This is a genomic window from Rhodococcus sp. IEGM 1351, assembly GCF_030056875.1.
Classification (GTDB): Bacteria; Actinomycetota; Actinomycetes; order Mycobacteriales; family Mycobacteriaceae; genus Rhodococcus_F; species Rhodococcus_F opacus.
The window spans coordinates 533,067-553,103 of sequence record NZ_JASHKU010000001.1 but is presented as its reverse complement, the minus strand read 5'-3'; the positions used below and the strand labels follow the sequence as shown (position 1 = coordinate 553,103).

General features: G+C 67.7%; 11 protein-coding genes (1 of these 11 cut by a window edge). 7 read left to right on the top strand and 4 right to left on the bottom strand.

All coding sequences use genetic code 11. The features are described 5' to 3' along the window. Window positions 1-56 precede the first annotated feature (56 nt). A complete protein-coding gene (locus tag QM806_RS02440; RefSeq protein ID WP_005253838.1) occupies window positions 57-1,301 on the top strand; it encodes a TetR/AcrR family transcriptional regulator in 1,245 nt (414 codons plus the stop codon). Window positions 1,302-1,339: 38 nt separating this feature from the next. Here the strand turns inward: QM806_RS02440 and QM806_RS02435 are convergent, their stop codons facing one another. Together QM806_RS02435 and QM806_RS02430 are read right to left on the bottom strand one after the other, a co-directional pair. Continuing rightward, window positions 1,340-2,272, bottom strand: coding sequence for an oxygenase MpaB family protein (locus QM806_RS02435; protein ID WP_169694904.1), 933 nt, complete (start codon window positions 2,270-2,272; stop codon window positions 1,340-1,342). A gap of 23 nt (window positions 2,273-2,295) precedes the next feature. Beyond that, complete coding sequence (locus QM806_RS02430) at window positions 2,296-3,828, bottom strand: aldehyde dehydrogenase family protein (protein WP_167115520.1); 1,533 nt, start codon at window positions 3,826-3,828, stop codon at window positions 2,296-2,298. 158 nt (window positions 3,829-3,986) lie between these two features. Between QM806_RS02430 and QM806_RS02425 the strand changes: the two genes are divergently transcribed. Beyond that, window positions 3,987-5,129 (top strand): acyl-CoA dehydrogenase family protein, encoded by a 1,143-nt coding sequence (locus tag QM806_RS02425; RefSeq protein ID WP_164060104.1) that lies wholly within the window; start codon window positions 3,987-3,989, stop codon window positions 5,127-5,129. A gap of 47 nt (window positions 5,130-5,176) precedes the next feature. Further along, window positions 5,177-5,872, top strand: coding sequence for a GntR family transcriptional regulator (locus QM806_RS02420; protein WP_164060105.1), 696 nt, complete (start codon window positions 5,177-5,179; stop codon window positions 5,870-5,872). Window positions 5,873-5,900: 28 nt separating this feature from the next. Here the strand turns inward: QM806_RS02420 and QM806_RS02415 are convergent, their stop codons facing one another. Next, window positions 5,901-6,836 carry an esterase/lipase family protein gene (locus QM806_RS02415; RefSeq protein WP_169694906.1) on the bottom strand — a complete coding sequence of 312 codons (936 nt, stop codon included), beginning with the start codon at window positions 6,834-6,836 and terminating at the stop codon, window positions 5,901-5,903. A gap of 230 nt (window positions 6,837-7,066) precedes the next feature. Between QM806_RS02415 and QM806_RS02410 the strand changes: the two genes are divergently transcribed. Genes QM806_RS02410 through QM806_RS02395 form a run of 4 tightly spaced genes read left to right on the top strand, consistent with a single transcriptional unit; the run spans window position 7,067 to window position 11,461 of the window. Continuing rightward, on the top strand, window positions 7,067-7,504 hold the full coding sequence (locus tag QM806_RS02410; RefSeq protein WP_169694909.1) for a chorismate mutase family protein: 438 nt from the start codon (window positions 7,067-7,069) through the stop codon (window positions 7,502-7,504). Continuing rightward, a complete protein-coding gene (pabB, locus tag QM806_RS02405; RefSeq protein ID WP_169694911.1) occupies window positions 7,504-9,576 on the top strand; it encodes an aminodeoxychorismate synthase component I in 2,073 nt (690 codons plus the stop codon). Before QM806_RS02410 ends, pabB begins: the two co-directional genes overlap by 1 nt. After that, the gene (locus tag QM806_RS02400) at window positions 9,573-10,505 is read left to right on the top strand and encodes a prephenate dehydrogenase/arogenate dehydrogenase family protein (protein WP_169694913.1); all 933 of its coding nucleotides are present in this window, start codon (window positions 9,573-9,575) and stop codon (window positions 10,503-10,505) included. Before pabB ends, QM806_RS02400 begins: the two co-directional genes overlap by 4 nt. Next, a complete protein-coding gene (locus tag QM806_RS02395) occupies window positions 10,502-11,461 on the top strand; it encodes a diiron oxygenase (RefSeq protein ID WP_169694915.1) in 960 nt (319 codons plus the stop codon). The genes QM806_RS02400 and QM806_RS02395 overlap by 4 nt, the downstream gene beginning before the upstream one ends. A gap of 73 nt (window positions 11,462-11,534) precedes the next feature. On the opposite strand, the gene QM806_RS02390 is transcribed toward QM806_RS02395, so the two are convergent. After that, window positions 11,535-20,037, bottom strand: the 3' end of a protein-coding gene (locus QM806_RS02390; protein WP_502943818.1) for a non-ribosomal peptide synthase/polyketide synthase. Its footprint extends 25,241 nt past the window's final position; the window shows 8,503 of its 33,744 coding nt (coding positions 25,242-33,744); its start codon lies beyond the right edge, outside the window; it ends in the stop codon at window positions 11,535-11,537.

Below are 20,037 nucleotides of genomic sequence, written 5' to 3'. Positions count from 1 at the left end.
TGCGAAAGTCTCGGTTAAGATCATCGGCAGTTAAACTGGCAGAAGACTGCCGATCGATGGAGGTGACCGTGGCCCGGACCAGCACGGCGGCCGGTGCCGCCACCGAGCGGCCGATCCGCCGTCGCCCGAAGAATCGCAAGGCCCAGATCGCGAACGTCGCGGCCGAGGCCTTCAGCGAGCGCGGCTACCACGCGGTCGGCGTCGACGAGATCGCGGCCACCATCGGGATCTCCGGCCCCGCCCTCTACCGGCACTACCCCAACAAGTACGCCCTGCTCGTACACGCCGCCACCACGACAGCCGACGCACTGCAGGCGGCAGCGGACGGCGCCCTCGACGGCATGGCCGAGCGCGAGCCCGGCGACCGACTCGACCATCTGATCTCCGCGCTCGTCGCGAACACCATCGAGAACCGCAAGGTCGCCGGGCTCTACCGCTGGGAGGGCCGGTACCTCGAGGCCGAGGATCGCACGCGCATCCGCGACGTCTTCGTTCACGTCACCCGATGCGTGGCAGACCCCCTGCGGGAACTGCGACCCGAACTCACGTCCGTCGACGCCACGACGCTGGGGGCGTCGACGCTGAGCGTGATGGGGAGCATCAGCGCACACCGCACCACTCTCGCGACGCGCCGGCTCGACGCGCTTCTGAAGTCGGCGTGCGAATCGATCCTGCGCGCGACACTGCCTCCCGCCGTCCCGACCGAAGGAAGGAACACAGGCACAGGTGCGGTACGCGGCCTGGCGGTGACGTCCAAGCGTGAGTTGCTGATCAACGAGGCCGTGAAGATCTTCGACCGGCACGGCTACCACGACTCGAGCATCGAAGAAATCGGCGCCGCGGCCGGCATCAACGCGTCGAGCGTGTACCGCCACTTCCCCAGTAAGGCCGACCTTCTCGCAGCGGTGTTCTACCGCGCGTCCGACCGGCTGGCCGTGGCCACCTCGGCGGCGCTGTCCACCGCCACCGGCCCCGAGGATGCGCTCCGCAAACTCGCCGAGTCCTACCTGGAACTCTCGTTCGGGAACCCGGAAGTGCTGTCGGTGTACTTCGCGGAAATCGGGAACCTCCCGAAGAACGAGCGGACCAATCTCCGCAACGTGCAGCGCCTGCACGTCGAGGAGTGGGTCCACCTGGTGACCACCGTGCGCACCGAACTCTCGGCTCCGGAGGCACGGTTCCTGGTACACGCAGCGCTGGGGCTGGTGCTCGACATCGGCCGCCTGGTCCACTTCGACACCCGCGAGGAGTCGCGTGCGCGTCTCCACACCCTGATGACGGCGGTCCTACTGGGCCACTGAGGCCGTGTCCCTGGACGAGTCGCCCAGGGACACAGCCGTCACGCGGCGCGTCGACGGAATCCGCGGTGATTGTCGCTGTCCGCGCCCAGATCACGGGGACGGTAGCCCACCGGGTATCCGGGGTAGCTCCGGTTGTGCCGATCCCGTGCGGCCTTGGACTCCCGACGTGGCGGTAGGAAGCGCACGAACCTCGCACGGACCCCCAGCGCACGGCGGGACGCGTTCTGCAGCCAGATCGGGGCGGCGGGAAACCCGAACGCTGCCAGCATCATCGGGTCGAGGAGCGCGTAGACCCCCTGCGCGACGAGGGGCCGGAGTGGCGCCGGAAACCAGGAACAGAACAGCTTCAGCGTGTAGGTGCCGACGCGATGGTTGTCGTCGGTGTACCGGAAATACTTCCGCTCGTAGTCGACTTTGAACCGGTAGAAGTCCTCGAAACTCTCGGGAATGTTCTTGATTCCCATTCGGATTCCCACCTGACGGTAGAAGTGGAAACACGCGAGACGCTCGTTCGGAGTCAGCCGCCGCCATCCGAAGCGGTCGATCCAGTCGATCGGCTCGTAGATGAAGGTGGTCAGCACGTACAGCATGTCGCCGTTGTCGATGTCGTACTTGCCGTGCATTCGGTTCACGACGCGCAGTGATTCGATGCCGCGCTCGGAGTCGTAGCCGTGTTCGACGAGTTCGGCCATCAGCAGTGCGGTGTCGTCGTACCTCTTCTGCGGCCGTTTCTCGAACTCACCGGTGCGCTGCAGCAGTTCCGAAATGGTGGGGACACAGTATGTCCGGAACAGCGCGAACTCGAGCGACCGCTGGTAGTCCCACGGAAACTCGTAGCCGGCCGTGATGCGATGGATCTCCTGGTGATCCCGGACCGGGTCGAGTTCCTCGATCCGCCGCTGCCAGCCGTGCCTGCCCCGCGGAACCCCGCCCGGCGCGCCGGTGTCGGCGCGCTTGCTCTTCATCAGCATGTGAATACCCTCCTGCCGCGTGATCAGCGTCCGTGCCGGTTCTTCAACATCCAGGCCGAGATCTTCATGTCCCGCGACTTGCGCTGCATGGTGAGCAGGTTCAGCGGAGCCGCGAATCTCTGCCGGGCGATGGATTTGACCCGGCTGAATTCACGCAGACCGTCCGCTCCGTGGATCCGGCCGAAGCCCGAGTCTCCGACACCGCCGAACGGCAGCGCCGCCACGCCGGCGAACCCGAGCACCGAACCGATCGTCACCACTCCGGCCCTGAGTTTTTCGGCAGCCTGCATCGCCTTCGTCGCATCCCTGGTGAAGATGGACGCGCCGAGCCCGAACGTGGTGCCGTTGGCCTTCGTGACCGCCTCGTCGAGGCTGGCGACCCTGTTGATGACGACCGTGGGGCCGAACGTCTCCTCGCGGATCGCGGTGCTGTCCTCGGGAACGCCGGTCAGCACGATCGGTCCGACGTAGCCGTCCTTGATGGATTCCAGTCCGCCGACCACAGCGGATCCGCCCTTGTCGAGTGCATCCTGGACGTGGCCGCGGACGACGTCGGACTGGCTGGCCATCGTCATCGGACCGTATGCGGCGTCCCGGGGGCCGGGGCGCAGGACCTTCGACTTCTCGGCGACCAGCCGGACGAACTCGTCGTAGACCGAGTCGACGACGTAGATGCGCTCGACGCCGGCGCACGTCTGTCCAGCGTTGCCCATCGCCCCGAACACCGCGAAGCCGGCGGCCTCGTCCAGGTTCGCGTCGGCGTCGACGAGCATGGCGTCCTTGCCGCCCGCCTCGACGACGAGGGGGGTCAGCGTTTCGGCACACGCGGCCATGACGCGCTTGCCGGTGGCGGCAGATCCGGTGAAGGCAATCTTGTCGACCCCGGCCGAGACGAGAGCAGCGCCGGTCGACCCGTCTCCGGTGACCACCTGCAGTACAGGTTGGTTGGGGACGAGCGCCTTCCACTTGTCGGCGAGCCACACCGCGACCCCGGGGGTCAGCTCGCTGGGCTTGAAGACGACGGTGTTGCCCGCCGCCAGCGCATAGGAGATCGACCCCATCGGCGTGTACACGGGGTAGTTCCACGGCCCGATGACACCGACCACACCCATCGGCTCGTATCCGACGCTGCTGGCCTGGTTCGCGCTGACCAGGCCCGATGGCACCTTCCGCCGCTTCAGAACCTTGCCCGCGTTCTTCGCGGCCCAGTCGAGGTGTTCGATGGCGAGCATCACTTCGAGGAGCGCGTCGTCGTACGGCTTGCCGGTTTCCGCGGCGACGAGCGCGGCCAGCTGCTCGCCGTCCCGGGCCATCGACTTCTTCCAGTCGAGGAGCCATTGCTTGCGGCCGTCGAACCCGAGAGCGTTCCACCACTGCGCGGCGGCGCGGGCCGCGTCGACGGCGTCGCGCACCTCCTGCTCCCCCTGGATCGGGTACTCGGCCAGGACGTTGCCGTTGCGCGGGTCCAGGGACGCGAACGTCTTCGGCGCCTGCTCCGTCCGGGCTGCGGGCTGCTCGCCGGCCGTCGTCTCGGTCGTCTCCGCCTGCTGTGGCATGGTCGATGTCCTCCCTCAAGATCACATCAAATATATGTGATGTGATGTAATGTAGTGGACATCACAGTATGCGGCAGACCCCATCGCGGCAAGCCCCGCACCGTCACCTCCGGCCGTCCGATTCGCCGGCCGCATCAACCATGAGGAGTCCCCCGGACATGAGCGTCGAATTCACCAGTGAACAGAAGGACTTCGCGGCGGCGATCGCCGATTTCTGCAAGCGCGAGAGCGGCACCCGCGAGCAGCGCGACAGGCTGACGAATCACGGCGAGCACAACCACAATCAGGACGTCTACGAGAAGATGGCCAAGCTGGGCTGGCTGGGCATCACCATTCCCGAGGAGTACGACGGCTCGGCCGCCAGCCACGTCGACATGTGCATCCTCCTCGAGGAGGCCGCCAAGGGGATGGCACCCATCGGCGGCATCGGTCCCACCCTGATCACGGGCGGTGCCTACACCAAGTTCGGAACCGACGCGCAGAAGGACATCGTGCTGCGCGGCATCGTGGCCGGCCGATCACAGTCCATCTCGATGTCCGAACCGGAAGCCGGTTCCGACGTCGGCAACCTCAGCACCCGCGCGGAGAAGACCGCCGACGGCTGGGTGATCAACGGTCAGAAGACGTGGTGCTCCAACGCGCACTTCGCCGACAACATCCTGCTCGTGGCCCGCACCGGGCGCGGCGACGGCAAGCACGAAGGCCTCACGATGTTCCACGTCCCGGCGGATACCGCCGGGCTGAAGATCAGCGGCATCGACACGATGGGCGGCAAGGAGGTCAACGACCTCTACTTCACCGATTGCGTCCTACCCGAGGACGCGGTGGTGGGCGAGGTCGGCAACGGCTGGCGCCAGCTGATGACCGGCCTGAACTTCGAACGCCTGATCCTCGCCGCCATGATGCTCGGCACCGCGCAGCGCGCGTTCGCCGACACCCTCGACTTCGTCACCCAGCGCAAGCAGTTCGGGCGGCCGGTCGGATCGTTCCAGGCGTTGCGCCACCGCATCGCCGATCTCGCGACGGAGATCGAGTGCTGCAAGCTGCTCGTCTACAGCGTCGCCAAGGACGTCGACGCGAACCCGGACAAGATGCTGGCCCGCGAGGCGTCGATGGCCAAACTGAAGGTCACGGAGACGGCGAAGAAGGTCGCGCTCGAGGGCATGCAGATGATGGGAGGGTACGGCTACGCCACCGAGTTCGACATGGAGAAGCACGTCCGCTCCACCATCGTGTCGAGCATCTACGGCGGTACCAACGAGATTCAGCGCGACATCATCGGCAAGACCTACGGCTTGTAATCACCACCCGCGGTTTATGCTGGTTTGCCGCATCGAAGGAGTTCTCCATGGCATCGCCCTCCGTGTCACGATCCCCAGCGGGCCGCACCCTGCGCCGCCGACCCCAGCTGTCGGACGACGTCGCCGTGCACGTCCGCAACCTGATCATGTCCGGGGGCGTTCGCCCGGGTGACTTCATCCGCCTCGACGAGACCGCGGCGGATCTGGGGGTCAGCGTCACACCTGTCCGTGAGGCGCTCCTGACCCTGCGAGGGGAGGGACTCGTCGAACTGGTCCCCCACCGCGGGTACGTGGTCGCACCGCTCAGCCGGGACGACATCCACGACCTCTTCTGGCTGCAGGGGCAGATCGCCGAGGAACTCGCGGTCCGCGCAAGTCGGTCGGCCACCCCGGAGGCCGTCGAGGAGCTGACCGCGATCAACGAGAAGCTGCGACGCGCCGTCCAGGACGGCGACGCCGACCGCATCGAGGATCTCGAGTTCTCGTTCCACCGGGTCATCAACCGTCTCGCCGACGCGAGCAAGCTGTCGTGGTTCCTGCTCAGCGCCACCAGGTACACCCCGGTGCAGTTCTATTCGTCCGATCCGGCCTGGGGTGAGTCGGCGGTCGAGAGCCATCGCCGGCTCATCGCCGCGCTCGCCGACGGGAAGTCCGACGTGGTGGGTGCGGAGAACAAGGCCCACTTCATCGACGGCGCCCAGCGACTGGTCGCACATCTCGACGAGGTCGGCATCTGGGACTGACCGGCACCACCGGTGCCCCGGCGCCGGGTCAGCACGGTGCGGGGTTGCGATCTCCATAGCTGGGGTCCAGCGCCCGCTGGATGATGTACACGGCCCGCGGATCGGTGGTCAGCTTGTTGTGTTCGGCCGTGTTCGCCTCGCAGCCGTCCTGGAGCCAGACGTTGTGCACGGTGGCGCCCGGGCCTGCCGTCAGGAAGGTGTTCTCCGGCGGGGTCGACACGGTGTCCCTGCGGCTGGCGACCACCGTGTACTCGATGCCCGGGTCGGTGTCGCCACCCGCGTTGAGGAGCTGGAGGAAGGGCGAGCCCACCATCTGCTGGATGTAGGACGGTCCGACCGCGACACCGGCGAGAGTCGTGACCGGCACACCGAGAGCCTGCGCGATCGCTCCCAGCGCCTGGACGTCCCCGAAGCTGGTGCCGTGGTTGGTGGCGCCGAGCGTGACAAGGGAATGCACTTTGTTCAGCGCGGGGTTCGTGCGGTCGGCGCCGCCGTCGAACCGCAGGTACTGGCGGGACACCGTCCCACCGAGCGAATGCCCGACCATGTCGACCTGCGAAGCGCCGGTGGTGGTCCGGACCTGGTCCACGAACCCGGCGAGCTGCCGCGCGGACTCCGCGATATCGGCGCCGCCGAACATGCGCATCAGGTTACCTTCAGTCAGACCGGCGGCCTGTCCGTAGTTGAGGGCGAAGACGCAGTAGCCCTCCGCGGTGAGCGCCGGGGCGAGGTCCTTCCACGTTCCCAACATGCCGGTCCAGGTGCCGTGCACCAGCACGACGGGACGCGGATGCGCCGCGGACGGCTTACAGCTCCAGTCGTTCGCCCCCGGCAGTACCGACGGGTCGGCCGCGGGTGCGGGTTCCGCTTCCACGGGATCCGCTGCCGCTGGTGCCACGCCGCAGAGCATCACGATGCCTGCCAGCGCGAACAACAGGGCCCTACCGGCCGACGATATACGCATATTCCTCGTATCCTGAGTTGACGGAAATAGACTTCAGGTTACGTTACCCAACTGTCCATTAAAGTCTCAACTTGAGATCGAGACTCTGGGGGTGATAACCCACACGGCTCGTCTTCGGCTGATCACGGACAGCCCTCCCGGCCATCCGGAAGGCTCACCGAAACGAACCACCAACGACACACGATAGTCGGGATGAGAAAGCTACTGCCAATCGAGTGAGTGGGGCGATTATGTATTTCTCCGTAGAACAGCGGAACGGCGACGATTCCGGAGAGCATTCTGACGCCTCGGCGCAGCAGGCACTCGAGGGCCTGCGCGCGGAACTCGACGCAGTCGACGCGACCCTGCTCGAAGCGGTCCGGCAGCGGTTGGAGGTGTGCCTGCGCATCGGCGAACTGAAGCGACGCGAGCACATCGCCATGATGCAGCCAGGTCGGATCCACATCGTCCACGAGCGGGCGCGACAGTACGCGGACAGCCACTCACTGTCCCCGGAGTTCTTCGACTCGCTCTACGACCTTCTCATCGCCGAGACGTGCCGGCTCGAGGACCTCGTGATCAACGCGGAGCCCGCCGACGAGGCCCCCCGCCACAACGGACACCACGACCACCGTGACAACCACCACGTTCGTCGCAGTTCCGTGCCATCTGCGAATGTCGAGTCGTGATGAGTACCCGGACGCTCTTGGTCGACAACTACGATTCGTTCACCTACAACCTGTTCACCCTGCTGGCCGAGGTGAACGGTGAACCCCCCACGGTCGTGCACAACGACGTGGAGTGGGACTCGATCCCCTGGTCCGACTTCGACAACATCGTCATCTCCCCCGGCCCCGGACGCCCGGAGCGGCAACGAGACTTCGGGATCAGTGCGCGCATCATCACGGAGACCGAACTACCCGTACTCGGCGTGTGCCTCGGTCATCAGGGACTGTGCCAGCTGTTCGGGGGCAGCGTGGTCCTCGCACCCGAACCGATGCACGGCCGCGTATCCCTCGTCGAACACGACAGTTCCGAACTCTTCGCCGGCATTCCGTCACCGTTCCCGACGGTCCGCTACCACTCGCTGATCGTCGAGGATCTCCCCGACGACCTCGAGGCCACCGCCCGGACCGCCGACGGCCTGCTGATGGGTGTCCGTCACCGCACTCGTCCGCTGTGGGGCGTCCAGTTCCACCCCGAATCGATCAGCACCGCGTTCGGTCACGAACTGCTCGCGAACTTCCGCGATCTCACGCAGACGCATTCCGGGACACCCACGCACGGGTCCATGCTGAGAATCCCGATTCCCCACGCGCCGTACGTGGTCCAGCAGGTGCGCGTCGATCACGAAGTCGATCCCCGCACCACGTTCGAGGATCTCTTCGCGTCCGGACCCAACGCGTTCTGGCTGGACGGGACGTCGGCCTCGGAACCGACGTCGCGATTCACCATCATGGGCAATTGTTCCGGCCCGCGCGCCGAGTACATCACGTACGACGTCAGCGAATCGATCGTCCGGATCACCCGCGAGGGGTTGCCGGTCGAACAGGTGCACGCACCGTTCTTCGACTACCTCGAGCGGCAACTGCAGGCCCGGTCGGTGCCCGGTCTCCCGGGTGTGCCGTTCGGCCTCGGCTACGTGGGGTACCTCGGCTACGAACTGAAGGCCGAGACCGGCGGCACGGCGGCCCACAAGTCGCCCACCCCGGACGCCGCGCTGGTGTTCGCGGACCGCGCTGTCGTCATCGACCATTCCGGCGAGCGCACCTACGCGCTGTGCCTGAGCGATCACCAGGACGATCCGGAGTTGCGCCGCTGGCTCGACGAGATGGAGGTGGCGCTGCATCGGCTGGCCGAGCCGGACAACCCGCCGACCGCGGTGTCGCCGATCCGGAAGCCGGAGTCCGCCGAACTCGCCCTGCGCCACGAGCACGACAAGTACCTCGAACACATCGCGACCTCGCTCGGCGAGATCCGGACCGGCGAGTCCTACGAGGTGTGCCTGACCAACATGGCGACGGTGGACCAGTCGATCGATCCCCTGCACACGTTCGAGTTGCTGCGCTCCATCAGCCCCACCCCGTACAGCGCGTACCTCCAGTTCGCCGGACTGTCGGTTCTCAGCGCCTCCCCCGAACGGTTCCTCAGGATCGGCGCGGACCGGGTGGTGGAGTCCAAACCCATCAAGGGGACGCGGCCGCGCGGCGCGACCCCCGCCAAGGACGCGGCGCTGCGGCAGGACCTGCTCGACAGCGAGAAGGACCGCGCCGAGAACCTGATGATCGTCGATCTGACGCGCAACGATCTGGCTCGGGTGTGCGTTCCCGGATCGGTGCACGTTCCCAAGCTCTTCGACGTCGAGACGTACGCGGCCGTGCATCAACTCGTGTCGACCGTGCGCGGGACCCTCAGCGCGGACGCCTCCGTCGTCGAGTGTGTTCGCGCCGCCTTCCCGGGCGGATCGATGACGGGCGCCCCGAAGATCCGGACCATGGAGATCATCGACCGGCTCGAGTCCGGGCCGCGCGGTGTGTATTCCGGGTCGATCGGCTACTTCTCACTGACGGGGACGGCCGACCTGTCGATCGTCATCCGCACGATCGTCGCCACAAACACCGAGGTGACGTTCGGTATCGGTGGGGCGATCACCGCCCTCTCCGACCCGGAGGAGGAGTTCGACGAGGCGATGGTCAAGGCCGCCACCATGTTGCGGGCACTGACCGTGACGGCAGACCGGCCGAACGAGATCGGGCCGTGAACGTCCCGGCCGCATCCATCCGGACCGTCGCGCTGATCGGCGGTTCCGGCGATGTCGGCCGGATGCTGGCTGCTCGGCTGCGTGCCGACGGAAACACGGTGCGCACCATCGACATCCGATTCACCGATCGATCCGACCCGGATCAGGTGAAGGGCGACGTCACCGACCCGTCGCCCGAGCTGCGGACGGTGGTGAACGCGGCCGATGCGGTGATCCTGGCGATCCCCGAAAGCATCGCGCTGGAGGCGATTCCGTTCGTCGTCGCGGAGTTGGCCGAACACGCCCTGCTGGTCGACACGCTGTCGGTGAAGTCCCGATTCGACGCCGCCCTGCGCGACAGTGCGCTGCGCACCGGTGCGGTGGGCATCAACCCGATGTTCGCGCCTTCCCTCGGACCGGAGGGCCGCCCCGTCGCGGCGGTGACCTACCGGGACAGTGGTGAGGTCGAGTGGTTCCTGTCGGTGCTGTCCGGCTGGGGGTCGTCGGTGGTCCGCCTGGACGCCGAACACCACGACCGGCTCACCGCAGCGACCCAGGCGCTGACACACGCCGGCGTCCTCGCGTTCGGCCTCGCGCTGGCGGACCTCGGTGTCGACGGCGCCGAACTCACCGCGGTGGCGACCCCTCCCCATCTCGTGTCGCTCGCGCTCCTCGCGCGGGTCGGCGGAGGCGTCCCGGAGGTCTATCGGGACATCCAGGCGGGCAATCCGTTTGCGGGCGAGGCCCGCCGCGCGCTCGCCGCCGCACTGACCACTCTCACGGAAACTGTCGAGCGGGGCTCGGAGGACGATTTCGCTTCGCTCATGTCCCGCTCGACGTCGGCGCTCGGCGACCGGAGCGAACCCCTCGCCCGGCTGTGCGCCGACCTCTTCACCGATCTCGTTCACGGACAGCCGCAGTCGTGGGACAGGAACGGAGATTCGTCATGACGCCCCCGAAGACTCCCTCGCTCCCGGAGTACGACCCGGCGGATCCGGTGGAGAGCGCAATCGTGACCCGGCTCGCCCGGAACTGGGGTCAGCGGGCCACCGTGAAGAAGCCGGAACCGGACCTCGACGCGCTGTTCGACCTCGACAAGCAGGACTACCCGAACGAGTTGCTGCCCTTCGCCGATCACGATCGCTTTCTCGGCATGAGCGAGGAGCACCGGAACCAGCTCCGGGCGTGGGCCTGGATCGCATTCAACAAGAACGTCATGGACATCGAGCAGTACGTGGTCAACCCCGGGTTCGACCTCGTTGCGCACGACGCCCTGGACACCGGGCTCGGAGACACGTTCGCCGTGGCCGTCCACCAGGCGATGGTCGACGAGCAGTACCACACCCTCATGCACCTGAACGCGAGCGCCGTCACGCGCAGACAACGGGGTTGGGCGATGCCCAACAACGCCCTTCCCGACGTCCTGACGTTGCGCCGACAACGTGCGGCGACGGCCGATGCCGCCGACCCGAGGAAGCGGGCGATCACGACGTTCGCCTTCATGACGGTGGCGGAGATCTCGATCAGCTCCTACCTCGACCTGATATCCGAAAACGACGTCATCCAGCCGGTCAACCGGGCGACGGTGAGGCTGCACAATCGCGACGAGTACTGCCACGCCTCGATCGCCGACGACATCGCCGGCGTCGTCTACGACACCCTGAGCCCCGACGACCGCCGCCACTTCCTGGACGGGCTCGTCGACGCGATGACCGCTTTCAGCAGCAACGACTACTCGACGTGGCACACCATCGTCGGACTCATGGACTTGAGCGGTGGTCAGGCGATGATCGACGACGCCGAACACGACACCCGCCGATCCGCACTGGTCCAGGATTTCGGTGGCATCCACAAGCTGTGCAAGCACCTCGGCGTCGCGGGCGAGATGTCCTTCGAGTGGGCCTGACTCCCACGGCGACGGGACAGACGGGGCCACGTGGTGGGAAGGCGCGGAGCCTTCCCACCACGGGCCGCGGAGATCAGCGCCCGGATCGCTCCTCGGCCTGAGCCACGAGCGCGGTGAGCGCGGCAACCCAGAACTCCCCGAACCGGTCTACTTCCGGCGTCGAGAGGATGCCGGGCGGGAAGGACATGAACGCCGACAACTGCAGGCCCTCCGCGGTTTCCGAGATCACCGACTGGATGTCGAGGACGGCCTGAGCAGGCATCGCGCTGTTCTCGTATCCGCCTGCGATGGAGGATTCGAAATCGGGCAGCCAGTCGAGTCCGCGTACCGCCTCGGGAACCTCGGCCGCGCTGACGCGTCCGATGTAGTTGAACACGATCTGCGGTTCCGACCAGTTCCTCATGACCGCCGACGTGTCGGGGTTCAGGTACCGGAGCAGGCCGTACCCGATTCCCCGGTCCGGGATCGCGCTCAGCTGATCCCGTACGGCGCGCACGGCGTCCGCCGCGCCCGCGCCACCCTGCAGGGCATCGGCGATGTCGACCCCGGCGAGGTCGAGACGTGCCGGGTACATCGTGGTGAACCAGCCGACCGTCCGCGACAGATCCGCACCCGGCACCGTGGACTCTTCACGTCCGTGGCCCTCGAGGGTGACGACCGTCGACGAAGCCTCGACTCCGCGGTCGCGCCGCCATCCGGCCACTGCCAACGCGAGGGCTGCCGCGAGGACGTCGCCGATCTCACCGTCGAGCGCACCCGGCGTGCCACCCAGCAATGCCTCGGTGACCGGTGCCGGAACATCCACCCGGGTCCGCTCCAGCGTGCTCACCAGATCGGTTCCCAGGTCCAGCTCGCGCGATCCGAGCAGCGGATCCGGGCCGGTCAGCATGTGTTCCCACACCTCGAGTTCGGCCACCCGCTCCGGCGTCGCTGCCGCTTCGAGCAGACCGTCGGTCCAGCGCCGCAGCGACGTACCGACCGGCTCGAGTGACGGCGACGTGCCGGCGGCGATCTGCGCGCCCGCGGTCGCGAAGTCCGGCACCAGGATCCGCCACGACACGGAGTCGATGACGAGGTGATGCGGCACCACGAGGAGCCGGCCGCGCCGATCCGACTCGGCGGGGTCGAACCAGACGAACTGGAGCATCGACCCGGTGCGCGGGTCGAGGCGATCCAGCGCCGCGTCGAACGCCGCACTCGCCACCGCGTCGAACTCCGGCGAACCGGGCTCGTCGCCGGCTGCGATCTCCACCCGCTGCACGGTGGCGTCGATGTCGACGCTGCCCGCGGGTGCGATCTCGAGCGCGTCCCCCACGCCGGACGTGACCAGGGTCGACCGCAGCACGTCGTGCTTGTCGACCACGGCGGCGATCGTCGCGATCACCTGCTCGCGTTCGATCCCGGCGGGCAGTGTGAGCAACAACGGCATCACGAACCGGTCGAAGTCGCCGCCGCGCTCGACCATCTTGCGGGCAACTGGGGTGAGCGGCACCGTTCCGACGCCACCACCCTCGTACTCCTGCAGTGCGGTCGCCGCGGACTCGCCTGAGTCCGCCACCGCGGCCAGCTCGGCAACGGTGCGCCGCTCGAACACATCTCGCGCGGTGAAGTGGATACCGGCCGAACGTGCCCGCGCCACCAACTGGATGGACACGATGCTGTCGCCGCCGAGCTCGAAGAACGAGTCGTCGATTCCGACGCTCTCCCGGCCGAGCAGTTCACCGAACACGGTCGCGAGTGCACGCTCGGTCTCGGTGCGCGGCGCCCGGAATTCGGCCGCCGACGCGAAGTCCGGCACCGGCAGTGCGCGCCGGTCGAGCTTGCCGCTGGTACCCAGCGGCAGTTCGGCGAGAACCATCACGGAATCCGGAATCATGTACTCGGGCAGCGATTCCGCGACGAACCCGTTCAGCGCCGCGGCGTCGAGAGCGGCATCCGGCTTCGGCACGACGTAGGCGACGAACCGCGCACCCACCTCGCTGTTGTGGACGATCACGGCGGCCTGCGCCACGTCGCGGTACCGGACAAACGTCTCCTCCACCTCGCCGAGCTCGATGCGCAGTCCGCGCACCTTCACCTGGAAGTCGGTGCGGCCCACGAACTCGAGGACGCCGTTCTCGTTCCACCGGACGAGGTCGCCGGTGCGGTACATCCGCGCACCCGAATCGCCGAACGGGTTCGCGACGAACCGTTCCGCACTCAGCGCGGAACTGTTGACGTATCCGCGAGCGAGTTGCGCGCCGTCGAGGTACAGCTCACCGGGAACACCGATCGGCGCCGGGTTCAGATGAGCGTCGAGCACGTAGGCGCGCGTGTTCCACGCCGGCGAACCGATCGGCGCGATCGTCGCTGTTCCCGACGGCTCCACCATATGGGCCGTCGAGTTGATGGTCACCTCGGTCGGGCCGTACAGGTTCACCAATTCCGCGGAACCGAGACCGGAAACCCGGTCGGCCGCCGACTGCGGCAGCGGCTCACCGCCCGCGAAGACCAGGCGCAGCGAACCGCACCGGTCGGCCGTCGCAGCGTCGAGGAACATGGTCAGCACGGACGGGACGAACTGGATCACCGTCACCGCTTCCGTACCCACGGTCGCTGCCATGTACTCGGGGTCGCGGTGACCGTCCGGCGACGCGATCACGAGAGTGCCACCGACCACCAACGGCAGGAACAGCTCCCACACCGAGGCGTCGAACGTGAACGGTGTCTTCTGCAGCACCACGTCCTGCGCGCCGATGCCGTAGACGTCCCGCATCCACGCCAGCTGGTTGGCCAGCGCCGAGTGCGGAATCGCCACGCCCTTCGGACGTCCCGTCGAACCCGACGTGTACAGCGCGTAGGCCAGGTTGTCCGCGCGCAGCTCGGCGAGCCGCTCGGAATCCTCGACCGGGCCGTCCGCGTACTCGGACAGGTCGAAGTCCTCGACCAGGTACACCGGCACGTCCACGTCGAGATTCGCGATGTCGTCGGCCAGGCTCAGCACACAGGTCGGCATGGCACTGTCCACGACGTACGAGGTGCGGTCCGCGGGGTGCTCCGGGTCGATCGGCACGTACGCGCCGCCCGCCGTGTGGACGGCGTAGAGGCTGATCACCATGTCGAGCGAGCGTCGCATCGCGATGCCCACCACCGAGTCCGGCCCCACACCCATCGACATCAGGTGCCGCGCCAGACGATTCACGCGCGCGTCGAACTCGGCGTAGGTGAGGCGCACGTGGTCCGCCACCACGGCCGTTCGATCCGGCGTGCGAGCGACCTGGGCGCCGAACATCGACACCACGGATTCGTCGGTGACGTCGTGCCCCGAGTCGTTCCACCCGGACAGGACGAGTTCGCGTTCGTCGCCGGTCAGCAGATCGAGATCTCCCACCAGCGTGGAACTGCCGGCCGCGATGGTCTGCAGGATCCGGTTCAGCCGGGACCCGAGCCGCTCGACGGTGTCGGCGCCGAATACGTCCGGGAGGTACTTCAGGACCAGCTGTAGCTCGCTGTCCGACTGGGCCAGCAGGCTCAGCGGGTAGTGCGAGGCGTCGCTGATCTGCACCCCGGCGACCCGGAGCCCGTCGATGTCGCTGTCCTCGGTGAGACCTGCGCGGTCCACCGGGTACGACTCGAACACCGTCAAAGTGTCGAACAGCCCACCGATTCCGGCGATCTGCTGGATCTCCGGAAGACCGATGTGATGGTGGTCGAACAACGTCGACTGTTCCGCCTGCAGCCGCTCGAGCAGTCCGAGGAGCGACTCACGGGGATCGATACGCACGCGAATCGGGATGGTGTTGATGAACAAGCCCACCATCGACTCGATGCCTGCGACCTCCGGCGGGCGACCCGACACGGTGGCGCCGAAGACGACGTCGTCCGAGGCCGTCATGCGGGCCAGCAGCAGGCCCCACGCCGCCTGGACGATCGTGTTCATCGTCAGGCCACGGTCCCGGGCGATGCGCGCCAGGTTCTCGCTCACCACCTCGCCGAGGTGCAGCGCGAACTCGGCCGGTTCGGGACGGTCCTCGCTGCTCGGTGCCGGGGCCAGCACGGTCGGACCGTCCAGTCCCGCCAGTGCGTGCGCCCACGCGCTGCGCGATGCGTCGGTGTCGCGTTCGGACAGCCAGCCGAGGAAGTCGCGGTAGCCACGCACGCGCGGCAGCGCCGAACCGTCTCCGCGGGTGGCGTACAGCACCAGCAGGTCCTTCATCAGCAACGGCATCGACCATCCGTCGAGCAGGATGTGGTGGTTGCTGATGGAGAACCGGTAGCTGTTCTCACCCGTGCGGATCAGCAGGAACCGCATCAGGGGCGGACGACTCATGTCGAACCGCGCCGAACGATGTTCGCTCAGAACGGAACTCATCCGCTCCTCGCGTTCGGCCTCGGACAGGCCGGAGAGGTCGAGCTCTTCCCACGGCAGTGCGACACGGTCGACGACCACCTGGACCGCGGTCCCCGAATCGTCGGGGACGAACGCCGTGCGCAGGTTCGCGTGACGTGCGATCAACGCCTCCGCCGCGCCGCGGAGCCGGCTGGTGTCGACGGTGCCCTGGAAGTCCAGCACCACCTGGGCGGTGTAGACGTCCACCGCGTCCTCGGCGAGCACGGAATGGAAGAACATTCCGGACTGAAGCGGGGCGAGCGGCCACACGTCGGTGGCGTCGGGGTAGCGCCGTTCGAGCGCCTCGAGGTCGTCCTGCGTCACGGACACCAGCGGAACGTCGGACGGTGTGAGACCGCCGCCGTTCGGCCCGGAGGCGTGCTCGGCCAGTGCGGTCGCCGCGGCGTGCCACAGTTCGGCGAGCTCCCAGACGTCCGCCTCGTCGAGAATCTCGGTGGCGAACGCGATCTTGGCCTCGATCTGGGGACCGGACGCCGTCTCCGAGGTCACCGCGTTGATGCTGAGCACCGCCGGGGCCACCATGTCGTCGTCCATGGCACCGCCGAACTCACCCGAATCGCTGTCGGGGATCCAGCCGAGATCCCGGATCTCGGCGGGCAGATCCACCGAGCCCGCGCGACCGAGGTAGTTGAACCCGATCTGCGGAGTCGGCAACGATGCCAGGGCCGGAGCGGTCTCCTCGTTCAGGTAGCGAAGCAGCCCGTAGCCGATGCCCTTGTCGGGCACGGCAAGCAGCTGTTCCTTGACCGCCTTCAGCGCCGCGCCTGTCGACGTCCCGCCGTCGAACGCGTCGTCGAGATCGGCCCGGGAGACGTCCAGCCGCACCGGGTACAGGCTCGTGAACCAGCCCACCGTGCGGGAGAGGTCGGCACCGGGCACGGTCGCCTCTTCCCTGCCGTGTCCCTCGAGGTTGATCAGCACCGAGCGATCCTCGGTCCCGTTGCGGAGTCCACGCCAGCGCGCGACCGCGAGAGCGAGAGCCGCGAGCAGGCCGTCGTTGACACCTCCGTTCACGGACTGCGGGATCGTGGTGAGCAGCGCCTGCGTCACCTGCGTCGAGAACGTCATGCTCAGGCGGTCGGTCCGGGCGATCACGTCGCGTGCGGGATCGAACGCACGCTTTCCGATCAGCGGATCCGTGTCCGCGAGCATCCCGCGCCAGAAGTCGAGTTCCGCCACGCGGTGCGGCGACTTCGCCTCCTCGACCAGACCGTGCGCCCACGCACGGACCGAGGAGCCGACCGGTTCGAGCTGCGCCGGCTGTCCCGTCGTGATCTGCGAACCCGCGGTCGCGAAGTCCGGCAACAGCACTCGCCAGGACACACCGTCGACGACGAGGTGATGCGCGAGCACCAGGAGGCGGCCGCTCTGCCCCGGCAACGAGGCCGCGGGAGCGAACCACACGAACTGCGTCATCCGGCCCGACGCCGGATCCAGCCGTTCCGCCGCACGGTCGAGAGCCGCGCGTGCCAGTCTCTCGAATCCGTCCGTTCCCGGCTTGTCGGTGAACTCGATCTGCTCGATCGTGTCGTCCGCACCGAATGCGGCTTCGGTCGGGAGAGTCTCGAACGCCCAGTCGTCCCCGGTCCGGGTGAGCCGGGATCGGAGGATGTCGTGGCGTTCCAGGACAGCATCCACCGTGGCCACCAGTTGATCCCGCGTGACCGCGGGCGGGGTGGTCAGCAGAACCGCCTGCGAGAACTTCTCGAAGGTCCCTGCCGTCTCCACCAGCCAGTGCGCGATAGGCGTGAGCGGAATCGAACCGACGCCACCGCCCGGCAGCTCCTCGAGCTTCACCGACTCGACGTCGGTGGCCCAGTCGGCCACGTCGGCCAGCGCCGAGACGGTCTTGCGCTCGAAGACGTCCCGCGCCGTGAACAGCACCCCGGCGTTCTTCGCGCGGGTCGTGAGCTGGATGGACACGATGCTGTCGCCGCCGAGGGCGAAGAACGAGTCGTCGACGCTGACGCGGTCCACACCGAGCACCTGCGCGAAGACGTCGGCGATGGCCTTCTCCATCGGCGTCGACGGCGCGCAGTACTCACTGGCTGCCGACACGAACTGCGGCTCGGGAAGCGCCTTGCGGTCGAGCTTTCCGGCGGGCGTCAGCGGCACCGAGTCGATCGCCATGATCGACGACGGCACCATGTACCCGGGCAGGGTCTCCGACACGAACGCCGACAGTTCCGCGACGTCGATCGACGCGCCCGGAGCCGGCATCACGTACGACACCAGCACGGTCTGACCGGTCTGCTCGCGGTGATGGCCCAGCGTGACCGCGAAGTCCACGCTCGGGTGGCTGCCGAGTTCGGCGTCGATCTCGCCGAGTTCGATGCGGAACCCGCGGACCTTCACCTGGAAGTCGGACCGGCCGACGTAGTCGAGGACGAGGTCGCCGGTCTCCCCGTCGTGCACCCAGCGGACGACGTCGCCGGTGCGGTAGAGCCGCTCACCGGGACCGCCGAACGGGTTGGCGACGAAACGCTCCGCCGTCAGGGCGAACCGGTTGTGATAGCCGCGTGCCACGCTCGGACCCGCCACGTACAGCTCACCCGCGACCCCCACCGGGACGGGCGTGAGCCGGGAGTCGAGCACGACCACGTCGACGCCCCGGGTGGGACCGCCGATGGTGACGGGCCGATCCGCCTTCATCGGGTTGCTCGACGTGCTCCAGATCGTCGCTTCGGACGGGCCGTACAGGTTGAACATGCGCCGGCCGGGTGCCCACTTCTGCATGAGTTCCGGCGGGCAGGCCTCGCCGGCCACCGACAGCACCTCGATGCCTTCGAGCCCGGCCGGGTCGACCGTGGTGAGGGCCGCGGGTGTGATGAACGCGTGCGTGACCTTCTGCTTCTTCAGCAACCGGGCGAGTTCGTCGCCGCCGTAGACGACGCCGGACGCGATGACCATCGTCGACGCGGCGGCGACGGCGTGCAGCAACTCGAACACGGACGCGTCGAAGCTCGGCGAGGCGAAGTGCAGCACCCGCGACTGCGGGGTGAGCCGGAGCCGCTCGACCTGTTCGGTCGTGACGTTCGCCAACCCGGTGTGGGTGACGACGACGCCCTTGGGCAGACCCGTCGACCCGGACGTGTAGATGACGTACGCCGCGTCGTCGACCCGTGTCGGACGGATGCGGTCGGCGTCGGTGACGGCCTCGGAGGACACGGACGCGCAGTCGCCGTCCATCTCGTCCTCACCGAGCACCAGCCACCACACGGTGTCGGGCAGCTCGCCGACGTGGGCGCCGGTGGTGAGACCGACCTCCACGTGAGAGTCCGTGACCATGTGCAGGATCCGGTCGAACGGGTAGCTCGGATCGACGGGCACGAATGCCGCGCCGGTCTTCACAACCGCCCAGATGGAGAGGATGGATTCGACGGAACGCGTCAGCGCCAGCGCGACGAAGTCGTCGGCCCCGATGCCCCTGCCGATCAGGACGCGGGCGAGACGGTTCGAGCGCTCGTCGAGCTCACGGTAGGTGACCTGCTCGTCGCCGCACACGACGGCGACGGCGTCGGGGTCGACCGCCGCGGCGGCGGCCAGGATGCTCGACAGGAGCTCGGGTGCGGCACTGTCGGCGCCGCGGACGGGTGCCAGCACCTCGTGCTCGTTCTCGCTCAGGACGTCGATGTCCCCGATCAGCACGGACGCGTCGGCGGTGATCGCCTCGAGGATGCGCTGGAAACGGAACGCGAACGACGCGATGGTGCGTTCGTCGAACAGATCCGTCGCGTAGGTGAAGACGCCCCGCATCGGCGCGTCCCCGTCCGCGTCGGCTGCGTCCGCGAGCGTGAGCTGCAGATCGAACTTCGCGGCGCTGATTCCACCGTCGAGTCCCTCGACCGTCAGGCCGGGTAGCTCCAGGTGCGCCTGCTCGATGTTCTGGAACGCCAGAGCCACCTGGAAGAGCGGCGAGAACGCCGTCGAGCGTTCCGGCTGGAGGATCTCGACCAGCCGCTCGAACGGCACGTCGGTGTGCGTGAACGCACCGAGGTCGTGCTGACGCACCTGCGCGAGGAGATCGGAGAACGTCGCGTCGACGTCGACCTGCGCGCGCAACACGAGAGTGTTGACGAACATGCCGACCAGGTCGTCGAGCGCGGCCTCGCCGCGGCCCTCGATGGCAGTACCCACCGCGATGTCGTCCGTGGCGCTCAGCCGAGCGAGCAGCACCGACAGTGCC

Coding starts and splice junctions, on each gene's coding strand:
- QM806_RS02440 (WP_005253838.1), top strand. CDS start 57: ATGGAGGTGACCGTGGCCCGGACCAGCACGGCGGCCGGTGCCGCCACC.
- QM806_RS02435 (WP_169694904.1), bottom strand. CDS start 2,272: ATGCTGATGAAGAGCAAGCGCGCCGACACCGGCGCGCCGGGCGGGGTT.
- QM806_RS02430 (WP_167115520.1), bottom strand. CDS start 3,828: ATGCCACAGCAGGCGGAGACGACCGAGACGACGGCCGGCGAGCAGCCC.
- QM806_RS02425 (WP_164060104.1), top strand. CDS start 3,987: ATGAGCGTCGAATTCACCAGTGAACAGAAGGACTTCGCGGCGGCGATC.
- QM806_RS02420 (WP_164060105.1), top strand. CDS start 5,177: ATGGCATCGCCCTCCGTGTCACGATCCCCAGCGGGCCGCACCCTGCGC.
- QM806_RS02415 (WP_169694906.1), bottom strand. CDS start 6,836: ATGCGTATATCGTCGGCCGGTAGGGCCCTGTTGTTCGCGCTGGCAGGC.
- QM806_RS02410 (WP_169694909.1), top strand. CDS start 7,067: ATGTATTTCTCCGTAGAACAGCGGAACGGCGACGATTCCGGAGAGCAT.
- pabB (WP_169694911.1), top strand. CDS start 7,504: ATGAGTACCCGGACGCTCTTGGTCGACAACTACGATTCGTTCACCTAC.
- QM806_RS02395 (WP_169694915.1), top strand. CDS start 10,502: ATGACGCCCCCGAAGACTCCCTCGCTCCCGGAGTACGACCCGGCGGAT.